Source organism: Streptomyces sp. NPDC127177, from assembly GCF_042672475.1.
Classification (GTDB): Bacteria; Actinomycetota; Actinomycetes; order Streptomycetales; family Streptomycetaceae; genus Streptomyces.
In genome coordinates this window covers 43,427-66,489 of sequence record NZ_JBHXUW010000022.1, presented here as the reverse complement: position 1 = coordinate 66,489, position 23,063 = coordinate 43,427, and the positions used below count along the sequence as shown (strand labels likewise).

The 23,063-nt window shown below is 70.1% G+C and carries 19 protein-coding genes and 1 tRNA gene; 6 read left to right on the top strand and 14 right to left on the bottom strand.

The window, feature by feature from the left end; translation table 11 throughout:
* Positions 1-21 precede the first annotated feature (21 nt).
* From ACFVJX_RS16095 to ACFVJX_RS16085, 3 genes are all read left to right on the top strand, one after another.
* Positions 22-741, top strand: coding sequence for an ABC transporter permease (locus tag ACFVJX_RS16095; RefSeq protein ID WP_384124831.1), 720 nt, complete (start codon positions 22-24; stop codon positions 739-741).
* 322 nt (positions 742-1,063) lie between these two features.
* Entirely contained in the window at positions 1,064-1,759 is a 696-nt protein-coding gene (locus ACFVJX_RS16090) for a hypothetical protein (RefSeq protein ID WP_384124833.1), read from the top strand.
* 299 nt (positions 1,760-2,058) lie between these two features.
* Positions 2,059-2,147, top strand: a tRNA-Ser gene (locus tag ACFVJX_RS16085).
* A 98-nt stretch (positions 2,148-2,245) separates the two neighbouring features.
* On the opposite strand, the gene ACFVJX_RS16080 is transcribed toward ACFVJX_RS16085, so the two are convergent.
* The 9 genes from ACFVJX_RS16080 to ACFVJX_RS16040 all read right to left on the bottom strand — a co-directional run bounded on the left by ACFVJX_RS16080 (position 2,246) and on the right by ACFVJX_RS16040 (position 12,206).
* The gene (locus ACFVJX_RS16080; RefSeq protein WP_384124835.1) at positions 2,246-3,043 is read right to left on the bottom strand and encodes an HAD family hydrolase; all 798 of its coding nucleotides are present in this window, start codon (positions 3,041-3,043) and stop codon (positions 2,246-2,248) included.
* Positions 3,040-4,329 (bottom strand): serine--tRNA ligase, encoded by a 1,290-nt coding sequence (gene serS, locus ACFVJX_RS16075; protein WP_384124837.1) that lies wholly within the window; start codon positions 4,327-4,329, stop codon positions 3,040-3,042. The genes ACFVJX_RS16080 and serS overlap by 4 nt, the downstream gene beginning before the upstream one ends.
* 595 nt (positions 4,330-4,924) lie before the next feature.
* A complete protein-coding gene (pheA, locus tag ACFVJX_RS16070) occupies positions 4,925-5,860 on the bottom strand; it encodes a prephenate dehydratase (RefSeq protein WP_384124839.1) in 936 nt (311 codons plus the stop codon).
* A gap of 27 nt (positions 5,861-5,887) precedes the next feature.
* On the bottom strand, positions 5,888-7,222 hold the full coding sequence (gene efeB / locus ACFVJX_RS16065; RefSeq protein ID WP_384124841.1) for an iron uptake transporter deferrochelatase/peroxidase subunit: 1,335 nt from the start codon (positions 7,220-7,222) through the stop codon (positions 5,888-5,890).
* Positions 7,223-7,230: 8 nt separating this feature from the next.
* Positions 7,231-9,321, bottom strand: coding sequence for a copper resistance CopC/CopD family protein (locus ACFVJX_RS16060; protein ID WP_384124843.1), 2,091 nt, complete (start codon positions 9,319-9,321; stop codon positions 7,231-7,233).
* 14 nt (positions 9,322-9,335) lie between these two features.
* On the bottom strand, positions 9,336-9,785 hold the full coding sequence (locus ACFVJX_RS16055; RefSeq protein WP_384124845.1) for a copper chaperone PCu(A)C: 450 nt from the start codon (positions 9,783-9,785) through the stop codon (positions 9,336-9,338).
* Positions 9,782-10,435, bottom strand: a complete 654-nt coding sequence (locus ACFVJX_RS16050; protein WP_384124847.1) for an SCO family protein — start codon at positions 10,433-10,435, stop codon at positions 9,782-9,784. Before ACFVJX_RS16050 ends, ACFVJX_RS16055 begins: the two co-directional genes overlap by 4 nt.
* Before the next feature lie 49 nt (positions 10,436-10,484).
* Positions 10,485-11,222, bottom strand: coding sequence for a YcnI family protein (locus ACFVJX_RS16045; RefSeq protein WP_384124849.1), 738 nt, complete (start codon positions 11,220-11,222; stop codon positions 10,485-10,487).
* A gap of 165 nt (positions 11,223-11,387) precedes the next feature.
* The gene (locus ACFVJX_RS16040; protein WP_384124851.1) at positions 11,388-12,206 is read right to left on the bottom strand and encodes a hypothetical protein; all 819 of its coding nucleotides are present in this window, start codon (positions 12,204-12,206) and stop codon (positions 11,388-11,390) included.
* Between the two features lie 258 nt (positions 12,207-12,464).
* Here ACFVJX_RS16040 and ACFVJX_RS16035 point away from each other — a divergent pair, with 258 nt between their 5' ends.
* The gene (locus ACFVJX_RS16035) at positions 12,465-13,022 is read left to right on the top strand and encodes an ATP-binding protein (protein WP_384124853.1); all 558 of its coding nucleotides are present in this window, start codon (positions 12,465-12,467) and stop codon (positions 13,020-13,022) included.
* 37 nt (positions 13,023-13,059) lie between these two features.
* On the opposite strand, the gene ACFVJX_RS16030 is transcribed toward ACFVJX_RS16035, so the two are convergent.
* Positions 13,060-14,529 carry an aminopeptidase P family protein gene (locus ACFVJX_RS16030; RefSeq protein ID WP_384124855.1) on the bottom strand — a complete coding sequence of 490 codons (1,470 nt, stop codon included), beginning with the start codon at positions 14,527-14,529 and terminating at the stop codon, positions 13,060-13,062.
* A 200-nt stretch (positions 14,530-14,729) separates the two neighbouring features.
* The gene (locus ACFVJX_RS16025) at positions 14,730-16,100 is read right to left on the bottom strand and encodes a PP2C family protein-serine/threonine phosphatase (RefSeq protein ID WP_384124857.1); all 1,371 of its coding nucleotides are present in this window, start codon (positions 16,098-16,100) and stop codon (positions 14,730-14,732) included.
* A gap of 597 nt (positions 16,101-16,697) precedes the next feature.
* Between ACFVJX_RS16025 and ACFVJX_RS16020 the strand changes: the two genes are divergently transcribed.
* Positions 16,698-17,408: a bifunctional DNA primase/polymerase gene (locus ACFVJX_RS16020; protein ID WP_384124859.1), complete on the top strand. Its 711-nt coding sequence runs from the start codon at positions 16,698-16,700 to the stop codon at positions 17,406-17,408.
* A 987-nt stretch (positions 17,409-18,395) separates the two neighbouring features.
* On the opposite strand, the gene ACFVJX_RS16015 is transcribed toward ACFVJX_RS16020, so the two are convergent.
* From ACFVJX_RS16015 to ACFVJX_RS16005, 3 genes are all read right to left on the bottom strand, one after another.
* The gene (locus ACFVJX_RS16015) at positions 18,396-19,361 is read right to left on the bottom strand and encodes a DUF5926 family protein (protein ID WP_384124861.1); all 966 of its coding nucleotides are present in this window, start codon (positions 19,359-19,361) and stop codon (positions 18,396-18,398) included.
* A 403-nt stretch (positions 19,362-19,764) separates the two neighbouring features.
* Entirely contained in the window at positions 19,765-20,478 is a 714-nt protein-coding gene (locus ACFVJX_RS16010) for an ATP-binding protein (protein WP_384124863.1), read from the bottom strand.
* Positions 20,479-20,522: 44 nt separating this feature from the next.
* Complete coding sequence (locus ACFVJX_RS16005) at positions 20,523-21,368, bottom strand: glycerophosphodiester phosphodiesterase (protein WP_384124865.1); 846 nt, start codon at positions 21,366-21,368, stop codon at positions 20,523-20,525.
* 200 nt (positions 21,369-21,568) lie between these two features.
* On the opposite strand from ACFVJX_RS16005, the gene ACFVJX_RS16000 reads away from it, so the two are divergent.
* Positions 21,569-23,056, top strand: a complete 1,488-nt coding sequence (locus ACFVJX_RS16000; RefSeq protein ID WP_384124867.1) for a trypsin-like peptidase domain-containing protein — start codon at positions 21,569-21,571, stop codon at positions 23,054-23,056.
* Positions 23,057-23,063 lie beyond the last annotated feature (7 nt).

The window sequence follows — 23,063 nt, the reverse complement described above, 5'->3', positions numbered from 1 at the left end:
TGAAAGGAGCTGTGAAGCGTCATGTACGACCCCACAGTCGCCCGGCTCACCTACCGGGCCCTGCTCGGCCGGCGCCGGGCCGCCATCCTCTTCATCCTGCCCGCACTGCTGGTGATCATCGCGGTGGCGGTACGGATGTTCGCCGGGGCCGATGACCAGGTCGCCTCCGATGTGCTGGGCGGCTTCGCCATCGCCACCATGGTGCCGCTGATCGGTGTGATCGCCGGGACGGGAGCCATCGGGCCGGAGATCGACGACGGTTCGATCGTCTATCTGCTGGCCAAGCCGGTGCCCCGGCCGACGATCATCTTCACCAAGCTGATCGTGGCCATCGCCGTGACGATGGTGTTCTCGGCGGTGCCGACCCTGGTCGCCGGTCTGATCCTCAACGGCAACGGACAGCAGATCGCGGTGGCCTACACGATCGCCGCCCTGGTCGCCTCGATCGCCTACAGCGCGCTGTTCCTGCTGCTCGGCACGATCAGCCGGCACGCGGTGGTCCTCGGCCTCGTCTACGCGCTGGTGTGGGAGGCCCTCTTCGGCAGCCTGGTCGCCGGTGCGCGCACGCTCAGCGTCCAGCAGTGGTCCCTCGCACTGGCCGAGAAGGTCGGCGGGGGCGGGGCCATCACTTCGGACGTCGGACTGCCGCTCGCGACGGTCCTGTTGATCGTGGTCACCGTGGCGGCGACCTGGTACGCGGGTCAGAAGCTGCGGACCCTGAAGCTCGCCGGCGAGGAGTGAGCACGGGCGACCTGCGTTGCGGCGACCCCCGTCCGATGGGCGGGGGTCGCCGCATTTCGTATATCGGACAGTCTGACACGTGACTGTACGGTTATCGGTTCGTTGTTCCTTGTGCGTGGAGGCAATTGGAATCTGTGGCGTCGTAGCTTTCGTGAAATCCGGGAGAGCCGATGCGGCGGCGAAACACCCGCCGGTCGGTCATTGAGTGAGTGGCAACCGTGAGCGTCCTCCGCCCCTGAAGCCCGGGGAGAGGGCTGTCTGTCCAGCACCGGACGTCCGGCACCGGACGTCCGCACCGGGTTCACGATCGGAAGGCCTGCTCATGCCCACGGAAGTCGCCCTGCTCGAATCGCGCGCCCTGCGCTTCGAACAGATGGGGCGCGTAGATGCCCTCGACAAGGTGAAGAGCCTTGTCATGCTCCCTGACGGGATTCACGTCCGCACCGAGGATGTGGCCCGTTACTTCGAAGTATCCACAGAGGTCATCAAGAAGGTGACCCAGCGCCATCGCGCGGAGATGGAAGAGAACGGCCTCAGGCTGCTGCGCGGCTCTGACCTGCGCATCTTTAATAGGGACATGTTGTCCCTATTGGGCGCCGGGGAGGGGGAAAGTTATCCACAGGCGCATGCGCAGCTCACGCTCTACACCCGCAGGACCGTCCTCGACGTCGCGATGCTTCTTCGCGACAGCGATATCGCGCGCTGCGTCCGTACGTACCTACTGGACGCCGAGCAGGATCTGCGGGCGGGATACGCCTCGCTCGAACACCGCGTCACCCGGGTCGAAAGCTGCCTGGCCGGCGTCGGTACCGCTCTTCAGGAGCTGGGGCCGGTCCTCAACCGGATGTCGCTCAGGCTCGACAGCCTCGACCGGAGGATGGAGCTCACGCACCAGGTGGTCGGCGCCATGAGCGCGCGGCTGGGCGGAGTGTCCGAGGACATCGTCCGGCTCGACGGACGGATGGATGAGTTCGCGCGCACTCTGAAGGATCTGAGCCGCCGCAACAGGGACCGCTGACCGTCCCGGAGAAACCCTGAGGAACCCCCGATGTCCGGTGCCGCCCGTAAATGGGTGGCACCGGACATCGGGTGCGCGGCACAGTGGTCAGCACGGCACCCGCCGGGAACGACGCCCCCACAGAACGACACCACGGACCGGGAGAGGAGCGCGGCGATGACCGAGAGTCCGAGTCCGTCGAGCTCCCAGCAAGGCGTGCCCGAGCGGGCACCGGAGTAGTCAGCGACTGCTTCGACGGGCCGCTTCGAGCAACACGCCGGGGCGGCCGTTCCCGCGCATCGCGGGGCGGCCGCCCTCCCGGAGGATTGGCCGAGTGGTAAGGCAGCGGCTTGCTAAGCCGTCGTCGGGGCCGAAAAACCCCGCGCGCGTTCGATCCGCGCATCCTCCGCCCCGTACCCCCTGCCCACAGCCGCGCGCCGAACGATGCCCTCGACCTCAGCGCAGCAACGATGCCCAAGGCCTCAGCGCCGGCGCAGCATCGGACTTCTAGAGCAGCTGCTCCAGGACCACGGCGATCCCGTCGTTCTCGTTGGACGCGGTGATCTCGTGGGCCACCGCCTTCAGATCCTCGTGCGCGTTGGCCATCGCCACACCGTGCTGCGCCCAGGCGAACATCGGGATGTCGTTCGGCATGTCACCGAAGGCGATCGTGTCAGCCGCCTTCACCCCCAGCCGGCGTGCGGCCAGCGAGAGGCCGGTGGCCTTGCTGAGCCCGAGCGGCAGGATCTCCACGACCCCCGGGCCGGCCATGACCACGTCGACCAGGTTGCCGACCGCCGCTCGCGCGGCCTTCGCCAGTGCGTCGTCGTCCAGCTCCGGGTGCTGTATGTAGACCTTGTTCAGCGGGGCCGCCCACATCTCGGCGGGGTCCTGCACGGGGAGGGCCGGCAGCGGGCCCTCCTGTACGCGGTAGCCCGGACCGACCAGCACCTCGCCGTCCAGCCCGTCACGGCTGGCGGCCAGCGCCAGGGGGCCGACCTCCGCCTCGACCTTGGAGAGCGCGAGACCGGCGAGCTGCCGGTCGAGCGTCAGCGAGGTCAGCAGCTTGCGCTCGCCGGCGTGGTAGACCTGCGCGCCCTGACCGCAGACCGCGAGGCCCTCGTAGCCCAGGTCGTCCAGGATGTGCCTGGTCCACGGGACCGCGCGGCCGGTGACGATGATGTGCGCCGCACCGGCCGCGGTGACCGCGGCCAGTGCCTCGCGGGTGCGCCCGGAGACCGTGTCGTCGTCACGCAGCAGCGTGCCGTCGAGGTCGGTCGCGACGAGCTTGTAGGGAAAGGTCACTTGGCGACCGGCTCCAGGACCTCGCGCCCGCCCAGGTACGGACGGAGCACCTCGGGCACCCGGACCGAACCGTCGGCCAGCTGGTGGTTCTCCAGGATCGCCACGATGGTGCGCGGTACGGCGCACAGGGTGCCGTTCAGCGTGGACAGCGGCTGGAGCACCTTCTTGCCGTCGCGGGTGTCACGCATCCGGACGGACAGCCGGCGTGCCTGGAAACCGTCGCAGTTGGACGCCGAGGTCAGCTCGCGGTACTTGCCCTGGGTCGGGATCCACGCCTCGCAGTCGAACTTCCGCGAGGCCGAGGCCCCGAGGTCACCGGTGGCGACGTCGATCACCTGGAAGGGCAGCCCGAGAGCGGTGAGCCACTGCTTCTCCCAGTCCAGCAGGCGCTGGTGCTCGGCCTGGGCCTCCGCCGGGTCGACGTACGAGAACATCTCGACCTTGTCGAACTGGTGCACCCGGAAGATCCCACGAGTGTCCTTGCCGTACGTGCCGGCCTCGCGGCGGAAGCACGGCGAGAAGCCGGCGTAGCGCAGCGGCAGCTTGTCCGCTTCGATGATCTCGTCCATGTGGTACGCCGCGAGCGGTACCTCGGAGGTGCCGACCAGGTAGTAGTCGTCCTTCTCCAGGTGGTACACGTTCTCCGCGGCCTGACCGAGGAATCCGGTGCCCTCCATGGCGCGCGGACGGACCAGCGCCGGGGTGAGCATCGGGATGAAGCCGGCCTCGGTGGCCTGGGCGATCGCGGCGTTGACGAGGGCGAGCTCCAGCAGTGCGCCGACGCCCGTCAGGTAGTAGAAGCGCGAGCCGGACACCTTGGCGCCGCGCTCCATGTCGATCGCGCCGAGCGCCTCGCCGAGCTCCAGGTGGTCCTTGGGCGCGAAGCCCTCGGCGCCGAAGTCGCGGATGGTGCCGTGCGTCTCCAGGACGACGAAGTCCTCCTCGCCGCCGACCGGCACGTCCTCGTGGACGATGTTGCCGAGCCGCAGGAGCAGGCGCTTGGTCTCCTCGTCGGCCTCGCCCTGCGCCGCGTCGGCCGCCTTGACGTCGACCTTGAGCTGTTCGGCCTTCTTCAGGAGCTCGGTGCGCTCCTCCGGAGAGGCCTTGGGGATGAGCTTGCCGAGCGACTTCTGCTCGGAACGGAGTTCGTCGAACCGAACCCCGGACGACCTGCGCCGCTCGTCGGCGGAGAGAAGGGCGTCGACGAGCGCGACGTCCTCTCCACGGGCGCGCTGGGAGGCGCGAACACGGTCGGGGTCCTCACGAAGCAGGCGAAGGTCAATCACCTCTCCAGGCTACCGGTGTCGGCTTCCGTAGCTCGAACCGATATTGACAAGTGTGTCGCTTTGCCCGAATTGCCGGTATTGGTAATGCTGGAGGAAATCCCCGCCGGGCGTGCGAGTGTCATCGTCAATAAAGAGGCGCTATTCCCCTAAATGGGGCAGAAGGGTTCAGGCGTCTTGACGTACCACCCTTGTCCGGAGGGGGAGTTGGGTGCCACTTGTCCACAGGGAGAGCTGGTTGGGAAAAGTTATCCACAGGCTGTGAGGAAGATCTGTGGACACGGAGGAGATCATTCCGAAAGCGGCTCGAAGGGTCATGGATTCCCGCTTCAAACCCGCCTTGTACGCTCGTTCGGGTGGGAATTGCTCGCCTTGAAGAGTTGATCAACGGAATTGGTGTGACACCGGATGCCCTGACGGTCTGTGGATGGATCTGGGTGGACTGAGGAGATTTGTCGACCATGTCGCATTGTGGTGTCGACTTGTCCCCAGGTCGAGGCGTGCGCCTGTGGATAACTTTCCGGATGATGACAATCTGCTGATCCCACCGGAACTGCGGGTGCGCGGAAGCGAAGACACCGCAGCCGGACAGTGACCCTCAGCTCCGCCCGTCCTGAATCCGGGCCAGCCAGTCGGAGGCCACCGTGAACTCCGCGTCCGACGTACCCGCACGCAGTGGGCGTACGTCCGCAGGAGTCACACCGGCTCTCGGGTAGGAGCCCAGGAAGCGGACGTTCGGGCAGATCCGCTTCAGCCCCATCAGAGCCTCGCCCACCCGCCGGTCGGAGATGTGGCCCTCGGCGTCCACGGCGAAGCAGTAGTTCCCGATACCCGCGCCCGTCGGCCGGGACTGGATCAGCATGAGGTTCACCCCGCGCACCGCGAACTCCTGGAGCAGTTCGAGCAGTGCGCCGGGATGGTCGTCGCCCAGCCAGATGACCACCGACGTCTTGTCCGCACCGGTCGGCGCAGCCGGCCGGGCCGGGCGGCCCACCAGCACGAAACGGGTCTGGGCGTTCTCCGCGTCGTGGATCTCCGTCACCAGCGGTTCGAGCCCGTAGGTCGCCGCCGCGAACTCACCGGCGAACGCGGCGTCGTACCGGCCCTCCTGCACGAGCCGGGCACCGTCCGCGTTGGATGCCGCCGACTCCCAGACGGCCTGCGGGAGATGGGCTGCCATCCAGTTGCGCACCTGCGGCTGCGCGGCCGGGTGCGCGGTGACGGTTTTGACGTCGGACAGCTTGGTGCCGGGGCGTACGAGCAGCGCGAAGGTGATGGAGAGCAGCACCTCGCGGTAGATCATCAGCGGTTCACCGCTGGTCAACTGGTCGAGGGTGGTGGTGATACCGCCCTCGACGGAGTTCTCGATCGGTACGAGTGCCGCGGCGGCCGTGCCGTTGCGCACCGCGTCCAGGGCCGCCGGAACGGAGACCATCGGGACGAGTTCGCGGGTGGCTGCTTCCGGGAGCGTACGGAGGGCGACCTCGGTGAAGGTGCCCTCGGGACCGAGATAGGCGTAGCGCGTGGCGGACATAGCGTCACCCTAATGCGCTGTGGTGGCTCAGGATTCCAGCAAGCGCTGCCCCACGTACTCCCCGGCCGCGGCGCCGCCCGGCACCGCGAAGAGGCCGCTCGTCTCGTGCCGGATGAAGGGTGAGAGGGCGTCGCCCCGGTCGAGTTTGCGCTGCACCGTCACGAAGCCGCGCAGCGGATCCGCCTGCCAGCAGATGAAGAGCAGCCCGGCGTCCGGGGTGCCGTCCGTGGCGATGCCGTCGTTGTAGGAGAACGGTCGGCGGAGCATGGCCGCCCCGCTGTTGCGCTCGGGCGAGGAGATCCGGGCGTGGGCGTTGTCGGGGATCAGGAGCTTGCCGTCGGGGCCGGCCTTGTCGAGGTCCATCTCCGTGGTCTCGGTGCCGCCGCTCAGCGGTGCACCGTCCGCCTTGCGTCTGCCGATGACCCGTTCCTGACGCTCCACCGACAGCTTCTCCCAGTCGTCGAGCAGCATCCTGATCCTGCGGACCACCGCGTACGAGCCGCCGGCCAGCCACTCGTGTGCCGCGTCGCCGGTGCCGGCCGGGACGAACACGCGCCGGTCGAAGTCGCTGTCGGCCGGCTTCGGGTTGCCGGTGCCGTCGATCTGGCCCATCAGATTGCGGGCGGTCATCGGCTTGGCGGTGGCGCCGGGCGTGCGGTTGAAGCCATTCATGTGCCAGCGCACGGCGGCCGTCGAACCCGCCTCCTTCTGCACGGCTCGCAGTGCGTGGAAGGCGACGAGCGAGTCGTCCGCGCCGATCTGCACCCAGAGATCGCCGTTCGAGCGGGCGCTGTCGAGGTGGTCGGAGGAGAACGGCGGCAGCGGGTCGAGACCCGGCGGCCGGTGGGCGACCAGGCCCGTCCGTTCGAAGAAGGTCGCGCCGAAGCCGAAGGTGACGGTCAGCGAGGACGGCCCGGCGTCCAACGCGATACCGGTGTCGTGCCCCGTACCGTCTGCCGCCCCGCCGGCGGTGGGTTCGCCGGCCATCAGCCGCCGCGCCACGGCTGACCAGCGCCGCATCAGGGCGGCCGCTTCCTTCCGTCCGGCACCGGGGGCCAGATCGAAGGCGATCAGATGGCCACTGGCCTGAAGCGGAGTGGTGATCCCCGGTTGATGTTTCCCGTGAAACATCACCTCGGTGGAGCCGACGGTGGTCAGTCCGGTCGGCGCCTCGTCCCGCGTCGCGGCATAGCCGGCCGCACCGCCGGCGCCTCCGAGCACCAGTCCGGTGGCCCCGGCCGCACCCGCGGTGCCCAGGAGCCTCCGCCGGGACAGGGCGCCGCCGGTGCCGGTGCCTGAACCGTTCGCGCCGCCGGTCCTGCTGGTCGCACTGTTTCCGGTCTTTGAGCTGTTTCCGTTCACGATCCTGCTCAGCCGATCTTCACGTTCTTGTCGACCGTCGTCTGGTCGATGTCCGACGTCCGCACGGTCGCCGAGACGTTCCAGTCGCCGGCGATCGGGATCTGGACGCCGCTGGACGTCCAGTGCCCCTCGGTCAGCCGGACCGGAACCACCGGAAGGGGGCCGATGTCCTTGGACTTCAGGGTGAGGGCGAGCTTCACCTCGGGGACGTCCATGGCCTTCCCGTTGATGTCGTCGATCCAGATGTGGAGCACGTTGGCGCCGACATGGCCCGGGTCGATGTCCATCCGGAGCGTGCCCTTGCCGTTCTTGCCGCCGGTGTCGAACGGCAGCTTCACGTTGACGGGACCGCTCGCGGCGGGTGCGGCAGCCGCGGTCGACGCGCGCGCCGCCTCCTCCTCGGTCCGGCCGGGCTCGGTCGAGGTCAGGATGGTGGTCACCGCCAGCAGGGCCACCGCGACGCCGACTTCGGCCAGCACGGAGCGGCGGAGGCCGGAGCGGTCGGGGTCTGCGTCGCGTACGCGCTTCTTCTCGGCGGTCGCCACGGCGGCCTGCTGCCGCGCCAGTTGCGCGGCACGCGCCGGGTCGGCCGACGAGGCCGCCTGGTCCGTATGGCCCGCCCGGCCCGTGTGGCTCTCCCCGGCTGTGTCCGCCGCGGATCCGGCTTCGGCCACTGCCACGGTCTCGGCCCCCGCCTCCGCGTCCCCGGTGACTGTCTCCGTTTCCGCGTCCGCCGCTACGGTCTCGGCCCCCGTTTCCGTGTCCGCGGTGACTGTCTCTGTTTCCGCGTCCGCCGCTACGGCCGCAGCTGCGCCTCCGCCGACCGCCAGCCGTGCCGTCCACCGGCGGGAGACCGAGGCGATCCCCACGAGGACCGCGACGAGGCCCACCTTCACGAGCAGCAGCTGCCCGTACCCGGTGCCGGTCAGCGCGGACCAGGAGCCGAGCTGACGCCAGGACTGGTAGATCCCGGTGGCCGCGAGCACGACGACGCTGACGAACGCGATGCGGGAGAAGCGTCGTACCGCGGTGGCCGTGACATCGGGCGTGCGGTACAGCGCGACCAGCAGGGCCGCGAGCCCGCCCAGCCAGGCCGCCACCGCGAGCAGGTGGAGTACGTCGACCGGCATGGCGATGCCCGGCTGGAGACCGACCGACGCGTGCTCGGCGAGCGCCCACGTCCCCGCGATCCCGGCGGCGATGACCGCGCCGCCGACGGCGAGCCCGAAGGTGAGGTCCTTCTTCTCTCGTTCGTCCTCGCGCTTCGCGTACGCGCCGAACAGCACGGCGATGAACAGGGCGCTGGCACCGAGCAGCAGCAGCCGGGACACGAGCGCGGCGCCCGGCTTGGTGTCGAGGACCGCCTTCAGCCCGTCGAGGTCGAAGGCGTCCGCGAGTTTCCCGGAGCCCGTGTAGGGGTTGCGCAGCAGCAGCATGACCAGCGTCGCCGCGGTGAGGGTCATCCAGCCGCGCACCACGAGGCGTTGCAGCGGACGTGCCCCCGCCCCGCGCTGCCAGCAGGCGAGCACGAAGGCGGCACCGCCCGCGAGCACGATGAATCCGGCGTACGCGGCGTACCGCGCGATGCCGTAGAGAGTGCCGACGAGTCCGCCCCCGGCCTCGTTGTCCGGAAGGGCGACGCTGGTCTCGGAGGGTGCGCCGATGGAGAAGGTGAAGGCGCCGGAGACCGGGTGGCTGTCGGCGGAGACGGCCTGCCAGGCGACGGTGTACGTGCCGTCGGGCAGGCCGGTGTGCAGGGCGACGCCGTATTTCACGGTGGAGCCGCTGTGCAGATCGAGCGGGGCGGCCTCGGTGTCGGCGCGCTTGCCGTTGGGATCGAGGACCCGGATCGAGCCCCCTCCCACGGCGACCTGCTCGGAGAAGGTCAGCACGACCTGCTTGGGTGCGGTGTCGACCACCGCCCCGTCCTGCGGATCACTCCCGGTGAGCGCGGCGTGAGCCGACGCGGGACCCGCGACCGCCAGCAGCAGACCGAACACCACACCGACGAGAGCGGCGAGGAGTCCGGCCGCGGCGAGCGGCCTGCGTATGGCGGATACGGACGGGGGCGGCCCGAAGTGCGGGGCGGTGGCTGTCATGGTCTGTCAGTCCCTCACTGCTTCTTCGGGTTGTGGGTGGTCTCCTTCACGGGAAGGTCGACCTTGATGGGGTCGGCCTTCTCGAAGTGCAGTTCCACGGACACCTTCTCGCCCTGCCTGGGCTGCTGCTTGAGCTTCATGAACATGATGTGGTTTCCACCGCGTTCCAGATCCAGCTCACCGCCCGCGGGCACGGAGAAGGATGTCACCATCCGCATCGCCTGGTTCTTCGTCTCGTGGATCGTGACGTCGTCCGAGAGCGGGCTGGTGACGGAGGTGAGCCGGTCGGAGCTGCCGCCGCTGTTCCGCACGACGAGGAAGGCGGCGGCCATGTCGTTGACTGGCTGCGGCATGAACGCGCCGCTGACCTTCAGCTCCGGTTTGCTGTCCGAGGAGGAGCACCCCGCCAGCGTCAGGCCCGTGGAGAGGGCCAGGACGCCGGCGAGGGCGGTGCGGTGGTTCACGGCTTCTCCCCCTTGATGATCTTGGGGAGGTCCTTGGTGTAGTCGTCGGGCGTGGTGTCCTCGCTGTACAGCACGTACCCCTGGTCGGTCTTCGGCGAGAACGCCATGACCTGAGAGCCGTGCATCGAGACGATGGTGCCGTCCTTCTCCTTCTTCGGCGCGTCGATCCCGATGCCGATCTGCCGGGCACCGGCCTGGATGGTCGGGAAGTCGCCGGTGAGACCGATGAAGGAGGGGTCCTGGGCCTTGAGCCAGCTGCCCAGCGACGACGGGGTGTCCCGTTCCGGGTCGGTGGTGACGAAGACGACCTGGAGCTTGTCCCGGTCGGCCTCGGGGAGGGACTTCCTGGCGATCGCGATGTTGCTCATGATGAGCGGGCAGACGTCGGGGCAGTTGGTGTAGCCGAAGTAGATGAGTGTCGGCTTGCCCTTGGTCTCCTCGCGCAGGTCGAACTTCTTGCCGTGGGTGTCGGTGAGGACGAGGTTCGGCTTGGTGAACGGCTGGTCGAGCACCGTCGCGGCCTTGGTGTTCGCCTCCATCGAGACGTCCGCGACCGGCTTCTTGCTGTCGTTGTCACTGCCGCCGCAGGCGGACAGGGTGAGTGCGGCCGCGGCGACGAGCGCCGCGGCCAGCACAGACTTCTTAACCATGGAGCACTGTTTCCTGATGGGTCGGTGTGGCGGGTGGGACTTGTGTTGGTCAGGCGGTACGTCGACGGCCGGCCAGGACACCGAAGGCGACACCCGCCACGCCGATGACGATGCCGACGATGCCGAGGACGCGGGCCGTGGTGTCACTGGAGGAGGCCGCCGAAGCCGTCGTCTCCGAGTCCTTCGCATGGTCCGCGGAGCCGCTCTTGTCACTGGAGCCGGCGGCCGCGGCGGCGCCGTGCGCATCATCCGCGGCGGCCGTCAGCTCGAGGACCGGAGCGGGGTTCTCGGGCTCTTCGGCCCCGGCCTTCTGCTCCTCGATCCAGCGGACGACTTCCTTGTTGTCGTAGGTCTGGATGGCCTTGAACACCAGCTGGTCGGCGTCCTCGGGGAGCTGGCCGATCGAGAGCGGGAACTGCTGGAAGCGGCCGGGCTCGATCTTGCCGCCGTCCGCCGTCCAGGTCACCTTGGAGACGGCCTCGTTGATCTTCTTGCCGTGCATGTCGAGCGGCTTGGCCAGCTTGCTGGTGGTGACGTCGATCTTCCAGCCGGGGACCGCCTGCGGCTGTACGGAGGCCAGCGGGTGGTCGGTCGGGAAGCTGACCTCGAGCTTGGAGGTCGCGGCGTCGTCCCGCTCGTTGGGGACCTTGAAGTTGATGACGGCGTAACCGCCCTTGGCGGCTTCGCCCTGCGGCTGGACGCTGACGTGGGCGGAGGCGGTACCGGCGAGGATCAGCACGGTGGACGCGGCGACGCCGCCGGCGAGGGCGATGCGGGAAACGTTCATGTCAGGAATCACTCCACAAAGCACGTAGGAGAGGTGCTCCGCCGCGCGGGTGCGCGACGGCATCGCGACACCTCTTCCTCACGAGCGGCGTGGGTGCGCCGGCCCGTGCCGGCACCGGAAAGGTGCCCGCGGGGGCCGCGCGTGCATCGCGTGGAGGGCGTCGCGTCAGGCTGCGAGGGTGAGTACGGGTGGTGGCCCGCGCCTGATCACCATGTGCTGCAAGGGATCCCCGGTGACCGGGGAGGGCGCGTCCGCAGCCGTGCGGAGGGTGCGGGGGCCGGTGGCCGGCCCGCCCGGAAGGCCGGCGCGCAGGGCGGAGACGAGGACGAGCGCCGCTCGAAGCGCCCGCAGCCGGGCCCCGGCCGCGACCTGCTGGGCGCCGTGCGCCGAGAGCCGGGCGAGCCGGAACAGGGCGACCTCGCCGCGCCGCAGCAGCCAGCCGGTGGCCACGGCGGCCAGCAGGTGACCGAGCAGCATGGGCAGGCTGGGGAACATTCCGGCGAGGCCGGTCATCCCGGTGCCGGACATGCCGCCGGAGGGGGTGGCGGCCATGTGCTGGTGCGCCTGCGCGGTGACCGATGCCGGGTCGATGCCCGCGTCGGTGACGATGCGATGGGCGTCGGCGGCGTTCAACTGAGCGGGGCCCGCACCGCAGACGAGGCTCGCGGCGAACCGGGTCAGCGCGTCCTCGCCGGCCGCTGGCTGTTGCGTGGCGGTGTGGGTACCGACACCGAAGAGCGTGTGCAGGAGGATCTGGCCGCCGGCCAGGGCCGCGGCGATCGACGGCAGCGAGCGTTCGCGTCCCGCCAGTGCCACCGCCACCGCGAGAACGCCGAGGAATCCGGCGAGCAGGGACCACCCGGGCACCATCGCGCAGGAGGCCATCGCGTGTCCGGCCGCGGACAACGCGACGCAGACCGCGGCGAACACCGCGGCCCTCAGCAGCCGCAGACCGGCTCCGGCGCGTCCCACAGACGTAGACATGGCCGGGCCATCATCGCACTGCGCCCCCGGCCGCCGTACGGCAGGTCCGGAAGGTCACCTTCCGCCCGATTGGCTGCGAGCCGGGCTGTTGGGGATGGTTGCGGACGGGGTAGGAGACGCCCTGTGGGTCGGGCATGCACACGTGTGGCGAGCCCGGGTATCCGCCGAATGAGCGGTCTCACATGCCGTCAGTGCTTACGAACGGCACAGGGCGGCAATACGTATCGGTATGTCGAGCCGCAGCCAGGAGGCTGGAGCATGAGCATTTGGTGGTCACTCCATCTGCGGCGCGAAGCTGCGAGCGTTCCGCTCGCCCGTCGTTTCCTGCTCGGCACGATGGAGACCGCGGGCGTGGACCCGGACATCTCCTTCGATCTGTCGGTCGCGCTCAGCGAGGCCTGCGCCAACGCCGTCGAGCACGGTGGGGCCCATGGCGGCCCGGACGATGCCGGGGAGAGCTGGGACGTGCGGGAGGAGCCGTCCGGTACGGCCTGCGGGCAGTACCGGGTCACGGCGTATCTGGACGGCGAGAAATGCCGTATCGAAGTCGCCGATTCGGGTCCCGGCTTCCCCGCGCGGCGCACGCTTCGCGATGCCGCACAGAACCATGATCCCTACGAGAAGCGGGCGTTCCGGGCGCCACCGGCGGGGCCTGCGCATCCGCCGCTCGCCGCCGAGAGCGGGCGCGGACTCTGCCTGATCGAGCAGCTCGCCGACCACGTCCACTTCGGCAACAGGCCGGGGCGCGGCGGCGCGGTGGTGAGCTTCGACAAGGTCCTGAAATGGCGGGAGGGCGCCCTGCTCATGGTGTCCTGAGCAGGGCGCCCCCGGGCGCCGGTGACGGGGCGGACGATCAGCCCTTGAGCAGGGCCATCCACGCCTCGACCTCGTCGGCCTGACGGGGCAGTTTGTCTGAAAGGTTCCGGTTGCCGTCCTCGGTGACGAGGATGTCGTCCTCGATCCGGACGCCGATGCCGCGGTACTCCTCGGGAACGGTCAGGTCGTCGGCCTGGAAGTAGAGGCCGGGCTCGACGGTGAGGCACACCCCGGGCTCGAGCGTTCCGTTGACGTACGACTCCGTCCGCGCGGCTGCGCAGTCGTGGACGTCCATACCGAGCATGTGGCCGGTGCCGTGCAGGGTCCAGCGACGCTGCAGCCCCAGCTCCAGGACCTTGTCCACGGTCAGGTCGCCGAGCAGACCCCACTCGACGAGCTTCTCGGTGAGGACGCGCTGAGCGGCGTCGTGGAAGTCACGGAAACCGGCGCCGGGCTTCACCGCGGCGATACCGGCCACCTGCGCCTCGTACACCGCGTCATAGATCTTCCGCTGGAGCGGCGTGAACGTGCCGTTGATGGGAAGGGTGCGGGTCACATCGGCGGTGTAGAGGTCGTTGGTCTCCACGCCGGCGTCGAGCAGCAGCAGCTCGCCCGAGCGCACCGCGCCGTCGTTGCGGACCCAGTGCAGGGTGGTGGCGTGCGGGCCGGCGGCGCAGATCGAGCCGTAGCCGATGTCGTTGCCCTCGATGCGGGCGCGCAGGAAGAACGTTCCCTCGATGTAGCGCTCGCTGGTGGCCTCGGCCTTGTCGAGGACCTTCACGACGTCCTCGAAGCCCCGCGCGGTGATGTCGCAGGCCTTCGCCAGCTCGGCGATCTCGAAGGCGTCCTTGACCAGGCGGGCCTCGGAGAGGAAGACCCGGAGCTCCTCGTCGCGCTCCGCGGTGACCTTGTCGGTCAGCGCGGCCTCGATGCCGGCGTCGTGGCCGCGGACGTTACGGACCGGGCCGGTGGCCTCGGCCAGTGCGGCGGGCAGCTCCCGCACGTCCTTCGCCGGGATGCCGAGCAGCTGCTCGGCCTCGGTGAGGGAGTGGCGGCGGCCGACCCACAGCTCGCCCTGGCCGTCGAGCCAGAATTCGCCGTTCTCCCGGTCCGAGCGCGGCAGCAGGTAGACCGTCGCCTCGTGGCCGTCGTCCTTCGGCTCCAGGACGAGCACGCCGTCCTGGGTCTGGTCGCCGGTGAGGTACGCGTACTCGGTCGAGGCGCGGAAGGCGTACTCGGTGTCATTGGAACGGGTCTTCAGCCGGCCCGCCGGAACGACCAGCCGCTCGCCGGGGAAGCGCGCGGAGAGCGCGGCGCGGCGGTCGGCGGTGTGCGGGGCCTGGGGGATCGGCTCCAGCCCGTGCAGTTCGGTGTCGGCCCAACCGGACTTCATGCTCGCGGCGAGCTCGTCGGAGACGCCCGGGTACAGGCCGTTCTTCCGCTGCTTGACCGGCTCTGCCTCTTCGGTCTCGGTCTCCGGGTTCTCCGGGGTGAGCTCCTCAGACACGATTTGTCTCTCCTTGATACGACACTGGGCCCCCTCCATCGTACGGGCGTACGGAAGGGGGCCCAGGGCCGGAAGACCTCTTACCTCGATCGCTCGGATCACCTCGCTCGCCGGGATCGTGAGCGCCCGGATCATCCGGAAAGCCGGGCGGGGGGCCCGGCGGCCGTGCAGTCCTGGGGTGCGCGGGTGCGGAGGGCGGCTCAGTCGAAGCGTGCCGCCAGCAGGACCACGTCCTCGGTCTCGTCGCTCTGCTCGGGCCCGTCGGGCAGGACGGTCCGCAGAACGTGGTCGGCGACGGACGCGGCGTCGTGGCGAAGCGCCTTGGGGACGCTCGCCGCCGCCGAGTGGAGCCGTGCGAACGCCCGGTCCATGGAGTCACCGGCCCGGTGCAGGAGTCCGTCGGTGTACAGCAGCACGGTCTCGCCGGGCGCCGGGGCGATCTCCACGCTCGGCGCCTCCCAGCAGGCGAGCATGCCCAGGGGTGCTGACAGGGTCGTCTCGACGAATTCGGTACGCCGGTCGCCGATGATCAACGGCGGGGTGTGCCCGGCACCGGCCAGCAGGATCTTGCGGCGGGCGGGCTCGCAGTAGGCGAAGAGCGCGGTCGCGGATCGGGCGGGCTCGGTCAGCCGCAGCAGGAGTTCGAGATCGGAGAGTACGGCGACGGGGTCCTCGCCCTCCATCACCGCGTACGCCCGCAGACTGGCGCGCAGACGCCCCGTCGCGGCGAGGGCGCTCGGCCCGGAGCCGCTCACCGACCCGACGGCGAGGCCGAGCGCACCCTCGGGGAGGGCCAGCGCGTCGTACCAGTCGTTGCCGCCCTGCGGCGCGGAGTGATGCCGCACGGCCAGTTCCACGCCGGGGATCCGGGGCAGCCGGCTGGGCAGCAGCTCCTCGGTGACGGTGGCGACGTCGGTCCTGGCCCGTTCCAGTTCCAGGAGCCGGGCGAGGTGTTCGGCGGCGTATCCGACGTACAGGCCGGCCAGGTGGCGCTGGCGCTCCAGCGGCTCGGCGGGCTCGTCGTAGAGCCAGACTGCGGCGGCGAGGCGGCCTGTCCGGTCGGTGGTGATCGGCAGCGCGTAGCTGGCCGCGTAGCCGAGCCGGGCGGCGACCTCGCGCCTGCGGGGGTCCAGGCTGGTGTCACCGAGCAGATCGGGGGTGGTCAGCGGGCCTTCGGGGTTGGGCAGACCTTCGAGGATGCGGCCGTAGGACGTGGCGCTGCGCGGCACCGTCTCGATCTGGCCGAGCTCCGCGTGGGCCAGTCCGAGGCCGATCGTGCTGACGGGGCCGCGACGGTCGGACGGTTCGAAGGCGATCAGCCCGCGGCGGGCACCGACGAGAGCGGCTCCGGCATCGAGGAGTTCGTGCAGGGCGTCGTCCAGGGTGTTGGTTCCGGCCAGCCGCTCGGTGAGCTCGTGGAGCGTGGTGAGGTCGGAGACCCAGCCCGCCAGACGGTCCTGGATGAAGGCGCCGGGCGCGGCGGGTACTTCGGAGAGAGGCCCGGCAGTTTGCGCCGAAACCGGATCTGTGGGATCGATTCCAGCCACTTTCGGCAGGTGCGGGGCGCTCATGGTCGTCCGCTTTCCGACTGGTGTGTTTCGTCGAATAGCATCGCAAACCCCCATGTCATTCTGCGCCGCTATCAGTGCATCCACATGTACACGCACAAGTAAGCCGATGTCCAGCATTGTCCCAACGGGATTTGTGGTGTCCAAGGGGCTACTAACTTGGCCAAAAAATGCACCCTGTGGCAGGTATTTGCGGTCGACTGGGTCTGCTCGGGCAGGGGATGCGCTCGCGGGGAAGTCCCGGGGGAGCGTCATTCCGGGCATGCTGGGTACGTAGTCCTTGGATGACCAGGAGCGGTTCCGACCGCCCCGGAACCTGGCAGCGGGCCCGGACGTCCTCATCTGTGACGGCCACGCCCCACCCCCGAGTGGCGAGGTTGTACGCACGGACGGCAGGCGCGACACACGCCCTGCACCTGGCCATGATTTCGACTGGAACCGGCTCGATTCGGCTCAGCACAGCTCACGCTCGGTAGCGACGACCAACCCGTACCGCAGGCTCGACGAGCATGTACACACAGTGAAATTCCGCACACGCGGTGTGACGCACGCGTGGTGTGATGTGGACCCTCGGCGTTCAACGGAAAGGAACGAGCGCTCATGCGCGAGATCCTCGGAAGGCGACGCAGGCTCCGGTTCCGGGACAGGCCCGCCCAGCTCGACGCGGCCCTGACCTGTGCCACCGAGTGGCAGTGGCCCGTACTCCCGGGAGTGGGGCTGCAGACGGCCGACAGCCGCGGTGAGCGCGGCTGCGCCTGCCCCGATCCCGAGTGCGCCGTACCCGGCGCGCACCCCTTCGATCCCGGACTGCTCGCGGCGACCACCGACCCGCGCATGGTGCGCTGGTGGTGGACGAACCGGCCCACCGCGCCGGTCGTACTGGCCACCGGCGGGCGGGCGCCGTGCGCACTGAGCCTGCCGGCCGCGGCCGGAGCCGGCGCACTGGCCGAACTCGACCGGATGGGCATGCGGCTGGGTCCGGTGGTCGCCACGCCGACCCGCTGGTCGCTGCTGGTCGCCCCGTACACCCTCGAACGGCTCGGTGAGCTGCTGCACGCGCAGGACTGGGTCCCCAGCTCGCTGCGGTTCCACGGCGAGGGGGGCTATCTCATGCTTCCGCCGTCCGAGACCGGCACGGGCCAGGTGCGCTGGGAGCGGGCGCCGGACCGGATCTCCCGGCTGCGGCTGAGCAGTGGAGGGGACGTCGCGGCGGCCGCCTCGCCCTGGCTGCCGGACGTGGGGGCGGTTGTGGACGCGCTGGTCGAGGCGAGCAACAGCGCCCCGGACGGCGGAAGCCGGCTCGCCTACTGAAAGGGCGGTGGCGGCCGCCCGGCGGGCAGTGGGGGCGGCGGCCACGGTGGTCGGTGACGGAAGTCGCAGGCGGCCGGCGCCATAGCGCCGGAATTCGGCGCACCGTCAGGAATTGCTTCATGCCGGGCAGCTGAGAGTCACCGGAAATACCGAATCGCAGGCCGCTGGATCTTCCGGCCCGCCGCCATCGGCAGGGCTCATGCGGACTGTGCAAAGTCTGCCGGTGCAAAGTCCCTCGACGGTCGGCTTTCTGATGCACCCTCCGAAACGCGTTCGAAGCAGGTTCGAGGCAGGTCCGAAGATCTCATCGGGTGTTGTCCGGAAGCCCTCGTGGCGCCTTTTCGTTGCTTTCCGCCGGGTGCTCAGCCGGCGCCGACTCGGCGCTCGGCCGGTGCTCCGCGGGTGCTCTCCGGGTGCTCGGTCGGTGCTCGGCCGGGCTCGGAGGGCGCCTGACTGGTGCCTGGCTGGTGCCTGGCTGGTGCTTGGCTGGTGCTTTGCGGCCGTCCGGCATCGGAATGACCGGCTCCTGTCGCCCCCGCCGCCCGATGCCGACGGAGCCGCGGCTGTGCGGCGCGCAACGGGGCCGTGACGGGGCGGCGGAGGGGCCGCGACGGGGCCGGATTCAACCGGGTTCCGGCTGCCTCGGGTTGATGCAGGGCGGTGGACGCTGCTCCCGAGCCGTCGAGAGCAGGAGCGGCGGGACCGGCCCGGAGCGGATGGGGCCTGTGTGTCACCGAGGGCTCGTCCGGGGGCCTGCGTCAGGTCTCTGCGCGGCTCGTGCGCCGTGCGGTGCGCCGTGGGCGCCGTACCCGGAAATGAGGATGCCCGATCGCTGGCGACGGGGGATGCACCAGCGACCGGGCTTCTAGAACGGTAACAAGAGATCTGCCGTTCGCAAATTCGATCTCGCGTATTCGGACAGCGATTTACCTGTCAGTACGGTGAGTTGTGACGGGAGTCACCGTACGGGCCGGGTGGTCGTCACTGTCAGCTGAGCGTCACCTGTCGGTTGGTGAGCCCGCCACGCGCCCGCCGCTCCTCGGGGGTGAGGGGCGCGTCCGAAGCGAGCGCCGTCGCCAGCCGCTCCGCGAACACGGCGGCGGGCTTCTCGCACTCCTCGGCCCCCATAGCGCTCGGCAGATCCCAGACGGGAACCATCAGGCCGTGCGCCCGGAAGGAGCCGACCAGCCGGGTGCCCTCGCCGAGCGAGGAGACACCGGCGGCGTGCAGCCGGGCGAGAGCGTCGAGGAGCTGCTCCTCGGGATGCGGCATGACCCACCGGAGGTGGTTCTTGTCGGGGGTCTCGCACCAGTAGGCGGCGTCCACCCCGGTGAGCAGGACGGTCGGGATCGCCGCGTCGTTCGCGCGCTCCAGGGATGCGGACACCTCGGCCGTGGCGTTCTCCGCGTCCGGCACCCAGAACTCGAAGCCGGAGTGCACGACGGGCGCGAACGGCGCATCCGGGTCCAGGAAGTCCTGCAGCCGGGGGCCGTCGGCCGGAACGCGGCGGGCGGCGACGGGCGAGCCGGGCTCGGTCTCCAGCGCGCGCTGCAGGGTGTCGGCGAGGTCCCGGCTGAGGTCGCCGGAAGAGGTGTCGTTCTGCAGGGCGAGCAGGACCGAGCCGTCGTCGCGGCGCAGCGCGGGCCAGGCCATCGGAAGCACGGTCGCGAGCGTCACGGACGGTACGCCGTCCGGCAGCCCGCCCTTCAGCGTCAGTTCGACCGTGGCGGCGGGGACCAGCTCGCGCAGCGCGACCCAGTCGCATTCGCCTGCCAGCCCTTCGAAGGGGCGCTGGACCAGCTCGGTCACGGCCTGGGCCGCAGCGCGGCCGTGACAGGCCTTGTACCGGCGGCCCGAACCGCACGGGCAGGGCTCGCGAGCCCCGACGACCGGGATCTCGCCGTCCTTGAGTTGCTGCTTCCCGGCCTTGGTCTGAGGGCGCTTCTTGGCCATGGTGGGCTTTCTCCCGGTTGCGACAGTGCGGTCTGGGCCGCGAGCCTAGCCGCCCGTGCGGTGTCCGGGGCGCAGCTGCCCTCGCTGCCTGCGGGCACGGGGCCTCGCTGCCTGTGGGCACGGGCCCCGGAAGCCTGCGGACGCGGGGCCGGGAAGTCCGCGGACGAGGGCCGGGAGAGCGTGGACGAGTGGCGGGCCCGGGAAGCGGATCGGCCTCTCTGTCCGGCCTGCCTGTCTGCCTGTCCGCCTGGTCACTCCAGCCGGTGCGTGCCCAGGCTGGGTCCGTACCCAGCCGGTCCGGCCGGTCCATGCGCCCAGGCGGTCCATCCATACCCAGGCGGTCCGTACCCCGCCCACCTGCCTGCCCGCCGGCCCGCCCGTGGCCGCCGGTCCGTCCGTGGCCTCAGCCCGCGTCGTCGAAGGCGTCGCCGAAGGCGGCGAGATCCAGTCCGTCGAGCCCCGGTACGCCCGGTACAGCAGGTACGCCCGGTACAGCAGGTGCGGCCGACACCCCGGCCGTGCCCGACAGACCGGTCGTGCCCGATGTCCGTCCGTTGGCCCGCCCGCCAGGTCGGCCACCCGCGCGGCCCGGTCCCTCGTTCACCAGCACCCAGACCGTGACCTCGCCGGACGAGTCGTCACGTACGCCCCATTTCTTGGCGAGCGCACTGATGATGTTGAGCCCTCGGCCGCCGCGGGCGGTCACTGATGGAGTGGCCGGAACTGGTCGGGTCGGACCGCCGCCGTCAGTCACCTCGACGGTCAGGCCGCCCGTGCTGTCCACGCGCCAGGCGGCGCGCACGTCGCCTTCTCCCATATCGCTCTGCCGACCCAGCGGCCTGCCGTGCCGGCAGGCATTGCTGAGCAGTTCGGAAAGGATCAATACAGCATCGTCGACGACCGAATCCGGCACTCCGTGGCTGCGCAACTGCTCACGCATCCGGTGCCTTGCCTGGCCCACGCCCGCAGGGCCATGGGGTACGGCCATGCTCGACGACGTGGGCACTTCCTGTGCCACCACCAACGCCACCCCCGAGACCTCCTTTGCCCCACGCCACGGTGTGGATGCCCCCCTGGGATGGGCCGGAAACCGGCCAATGGTCTGCCAGTGACGCACTCGTAACGATCGAACACAGCCCGAATGCGCCGGTGTACACCCTGTTACTGATATGAAGAGCGTCCAAGTTGCGCCAAGACCTGCTTCGGGCGATTCGTGATGATTGCCTCCACCCCGAGCCGGACGCAGAGGTCGACGTCCTCAGGTTCGTTGACCGTCCAGACGTGGGCCCGGTGGCCGGCGCGGTGCAGGCGGTCGATGTAGCCGGGGTGGCTGCGCACGATCCGCATCCCGGGGCCGGCGATCCTGGCGCCGGCCGGCAACCGTCCGTCGCGCAGTCGCGGCGATACGAACTGCATCAGGTAGACGGTGGGCAGATCCGGTGACGCCTCCTGGATGCGGTGCAGGGAGCGGGCCGAAAAACTCATGATGCGGACCGGTGAGGGCCCGTCGGACGGTGGCGCGTCGAGCTCGAAGCGCTTCAGCAGGTGCAGCAGGCGCTCCTCGACCTGGCCCGCCCAACGGGTGGGGTGTTTGGTCTCGATGGCCAGCTGGAGCGGACGCCCGGCGGCCCTCGTCTCGACCAGCAGTTCGAGCAGTCGCTCCAGGGTGAGTACGGAGGTGAGCTCGCCCGGCACCGGGTCCCAGTCCGGGGACTCCGACTCCTCCCGGTCCTTCCAAGAGCCGAAGTCGAGGGCGGCGAGCTCGGAGAGCTCCAGGGTGGAGACCGCGCCGCGGCCGTTGGACGTGCGGTTCACCCGTCGGTCGTGTACGCATACGAGATGGCCGTCGGCTGTGAGTCGTACGTCGCACTCCAAGGCGTCGGCGCCGTCCTCGATCGCCTTCCGGTATGCGGCCAGGGTGTGTTCGGGGGCGTCGTCGGACGCACCTCGGTGTGCGATGACCTGGATGGGATGCTGCGTGCTGTGCTGCTGCCGTGCTTGGGTCACCGCGTCATGGTGTCACCGGGTGAGCCCCGGGGTGCGCGTACCTTGCGACGCCGGACCGTTTTGCCCGATGTAAAGACCCGTGCACAGATGCACAGGTCCTGCTTACAGTGGTCTGACGTGCTGTGGGAAAAGCTGACTCCAGACACGTACACAGCGGATCTCTTGCCGAATCATGATGTGGAACCGAGGAGTACAGAGCTGTGAGCACAGAGAACGAGGGCAACGAGGGCACCGCGGCCGAGGCCGCCCCGTCCGTTCCGTCCGCACCTCCAGTGCCGGCCGATGCTCCCCAGGGCTCCCCTGGAAGCACGCCTCCGGCCCCGCCGCAGCCGGATGTGACGGCCGCGCAGCCGCAGGTCCCCCCGGCGCACGACCCGGCGACCGCGCCGATGGCGCAGGTCCCGGGGGCGCAGCAGCCCCACACGCCCCCTCCCGCCCCCCAGTCGGCGGCAGACGCCGGCTGGCCGCCGCCCCCGCCCGCCGTTCCCGCCTACGCCCATGGGGCGCAGGGCGGCGGCCCGGCATGGGGGCCGCCCGGCCAGCTGCACGCGCCGGGTGCCCCCCGCAAGCGGGGCGCCGGCGGGCTGGTGGCAGCGGTGGCCGTGGCGGCGCTCGTCGCGGGCGGAGTGGGCGGAGCGCTCGGCTACTGGGCCGCGGACAGCAACGACAGCTCCGGTTCGGCCGGTTCGACGACGGTCGCGGCGTCGGCCAACCCGCAGGACCTCAAGCGCGACCCGGGCACGGTGGCGGGTGTGGCCGCCAAGGCGCTGCCCAGTGTGGTCACCATCGACGCGCAGGGCGGTGACGGCGAGGGCGGCACCGGCACCGGCTTCGTGTACGACAAGGAAGGCCACATCCTCACGAACAACCACGTGGTGGCATCCGCGGCGGACAACGGCCAGCTCACGGCGACGTTCTCGAACGGCAAGAAGTACGACGCCGAGGTGGTCGGGCGGGCCGAGGGCTACGACGTCGCGGTCCTGAAGCTGAAGGACCCGCCGCAGGGCCTCACCCCGCTGGAACTGGGCAACTCGGACCAGGTGGCAGTGGGCGATTCGACGATCGCGATCGGCGCCCCCTTCGGCCTGTCCAACACGGTCACCACGGGCATCATCAGCGCCAAGAACCGCCCGGTCGCCTCCGGTGACGGCTCCGGCGGCAGCAGCTCGTACATGAGCGCCCTGCAGACCGACGCCTCGATCAACCCGGGCAACTCCGGCGGCCCCCTGCTGAGCGCGGGCGGCGCGGTCATCGGGATCAACTCGGCGATCCAGTCGACCGGCAGCAGCACCGGCCAGAGCCAGGCGGGCTCCATCGGCCTCGGCTTCGCGATCCCGATCAACCAGGCGGAGAACGTCGCCCGACAGCTGATCAAGACGGGCCAGCCGGTCTACCCGGTCATCGGCGCCACGGTGACGATGGACGACAAGACGGGCGGCGCGGTCATCTCCGACCAGGGCTCGGGCGGCACGGAGGCGGTACCGAAGGACAGCCCCGCGGGCCGGGCCGGTCTCAAGTCGGGGGACGTCATCACGAAGTTCAACGACACGGTGGTCGACAGCGGTCCGACCCTGATCGGTGAGATCTGGACCCACAAGCCGGGCGACAAGGTCAAGCTGACCTACAAGCGCGACGGGAAGACGTCCACCGCCGAAGTCACCCTGGGGGAGCGCAAGGGCGACAGCTGACCGGCTA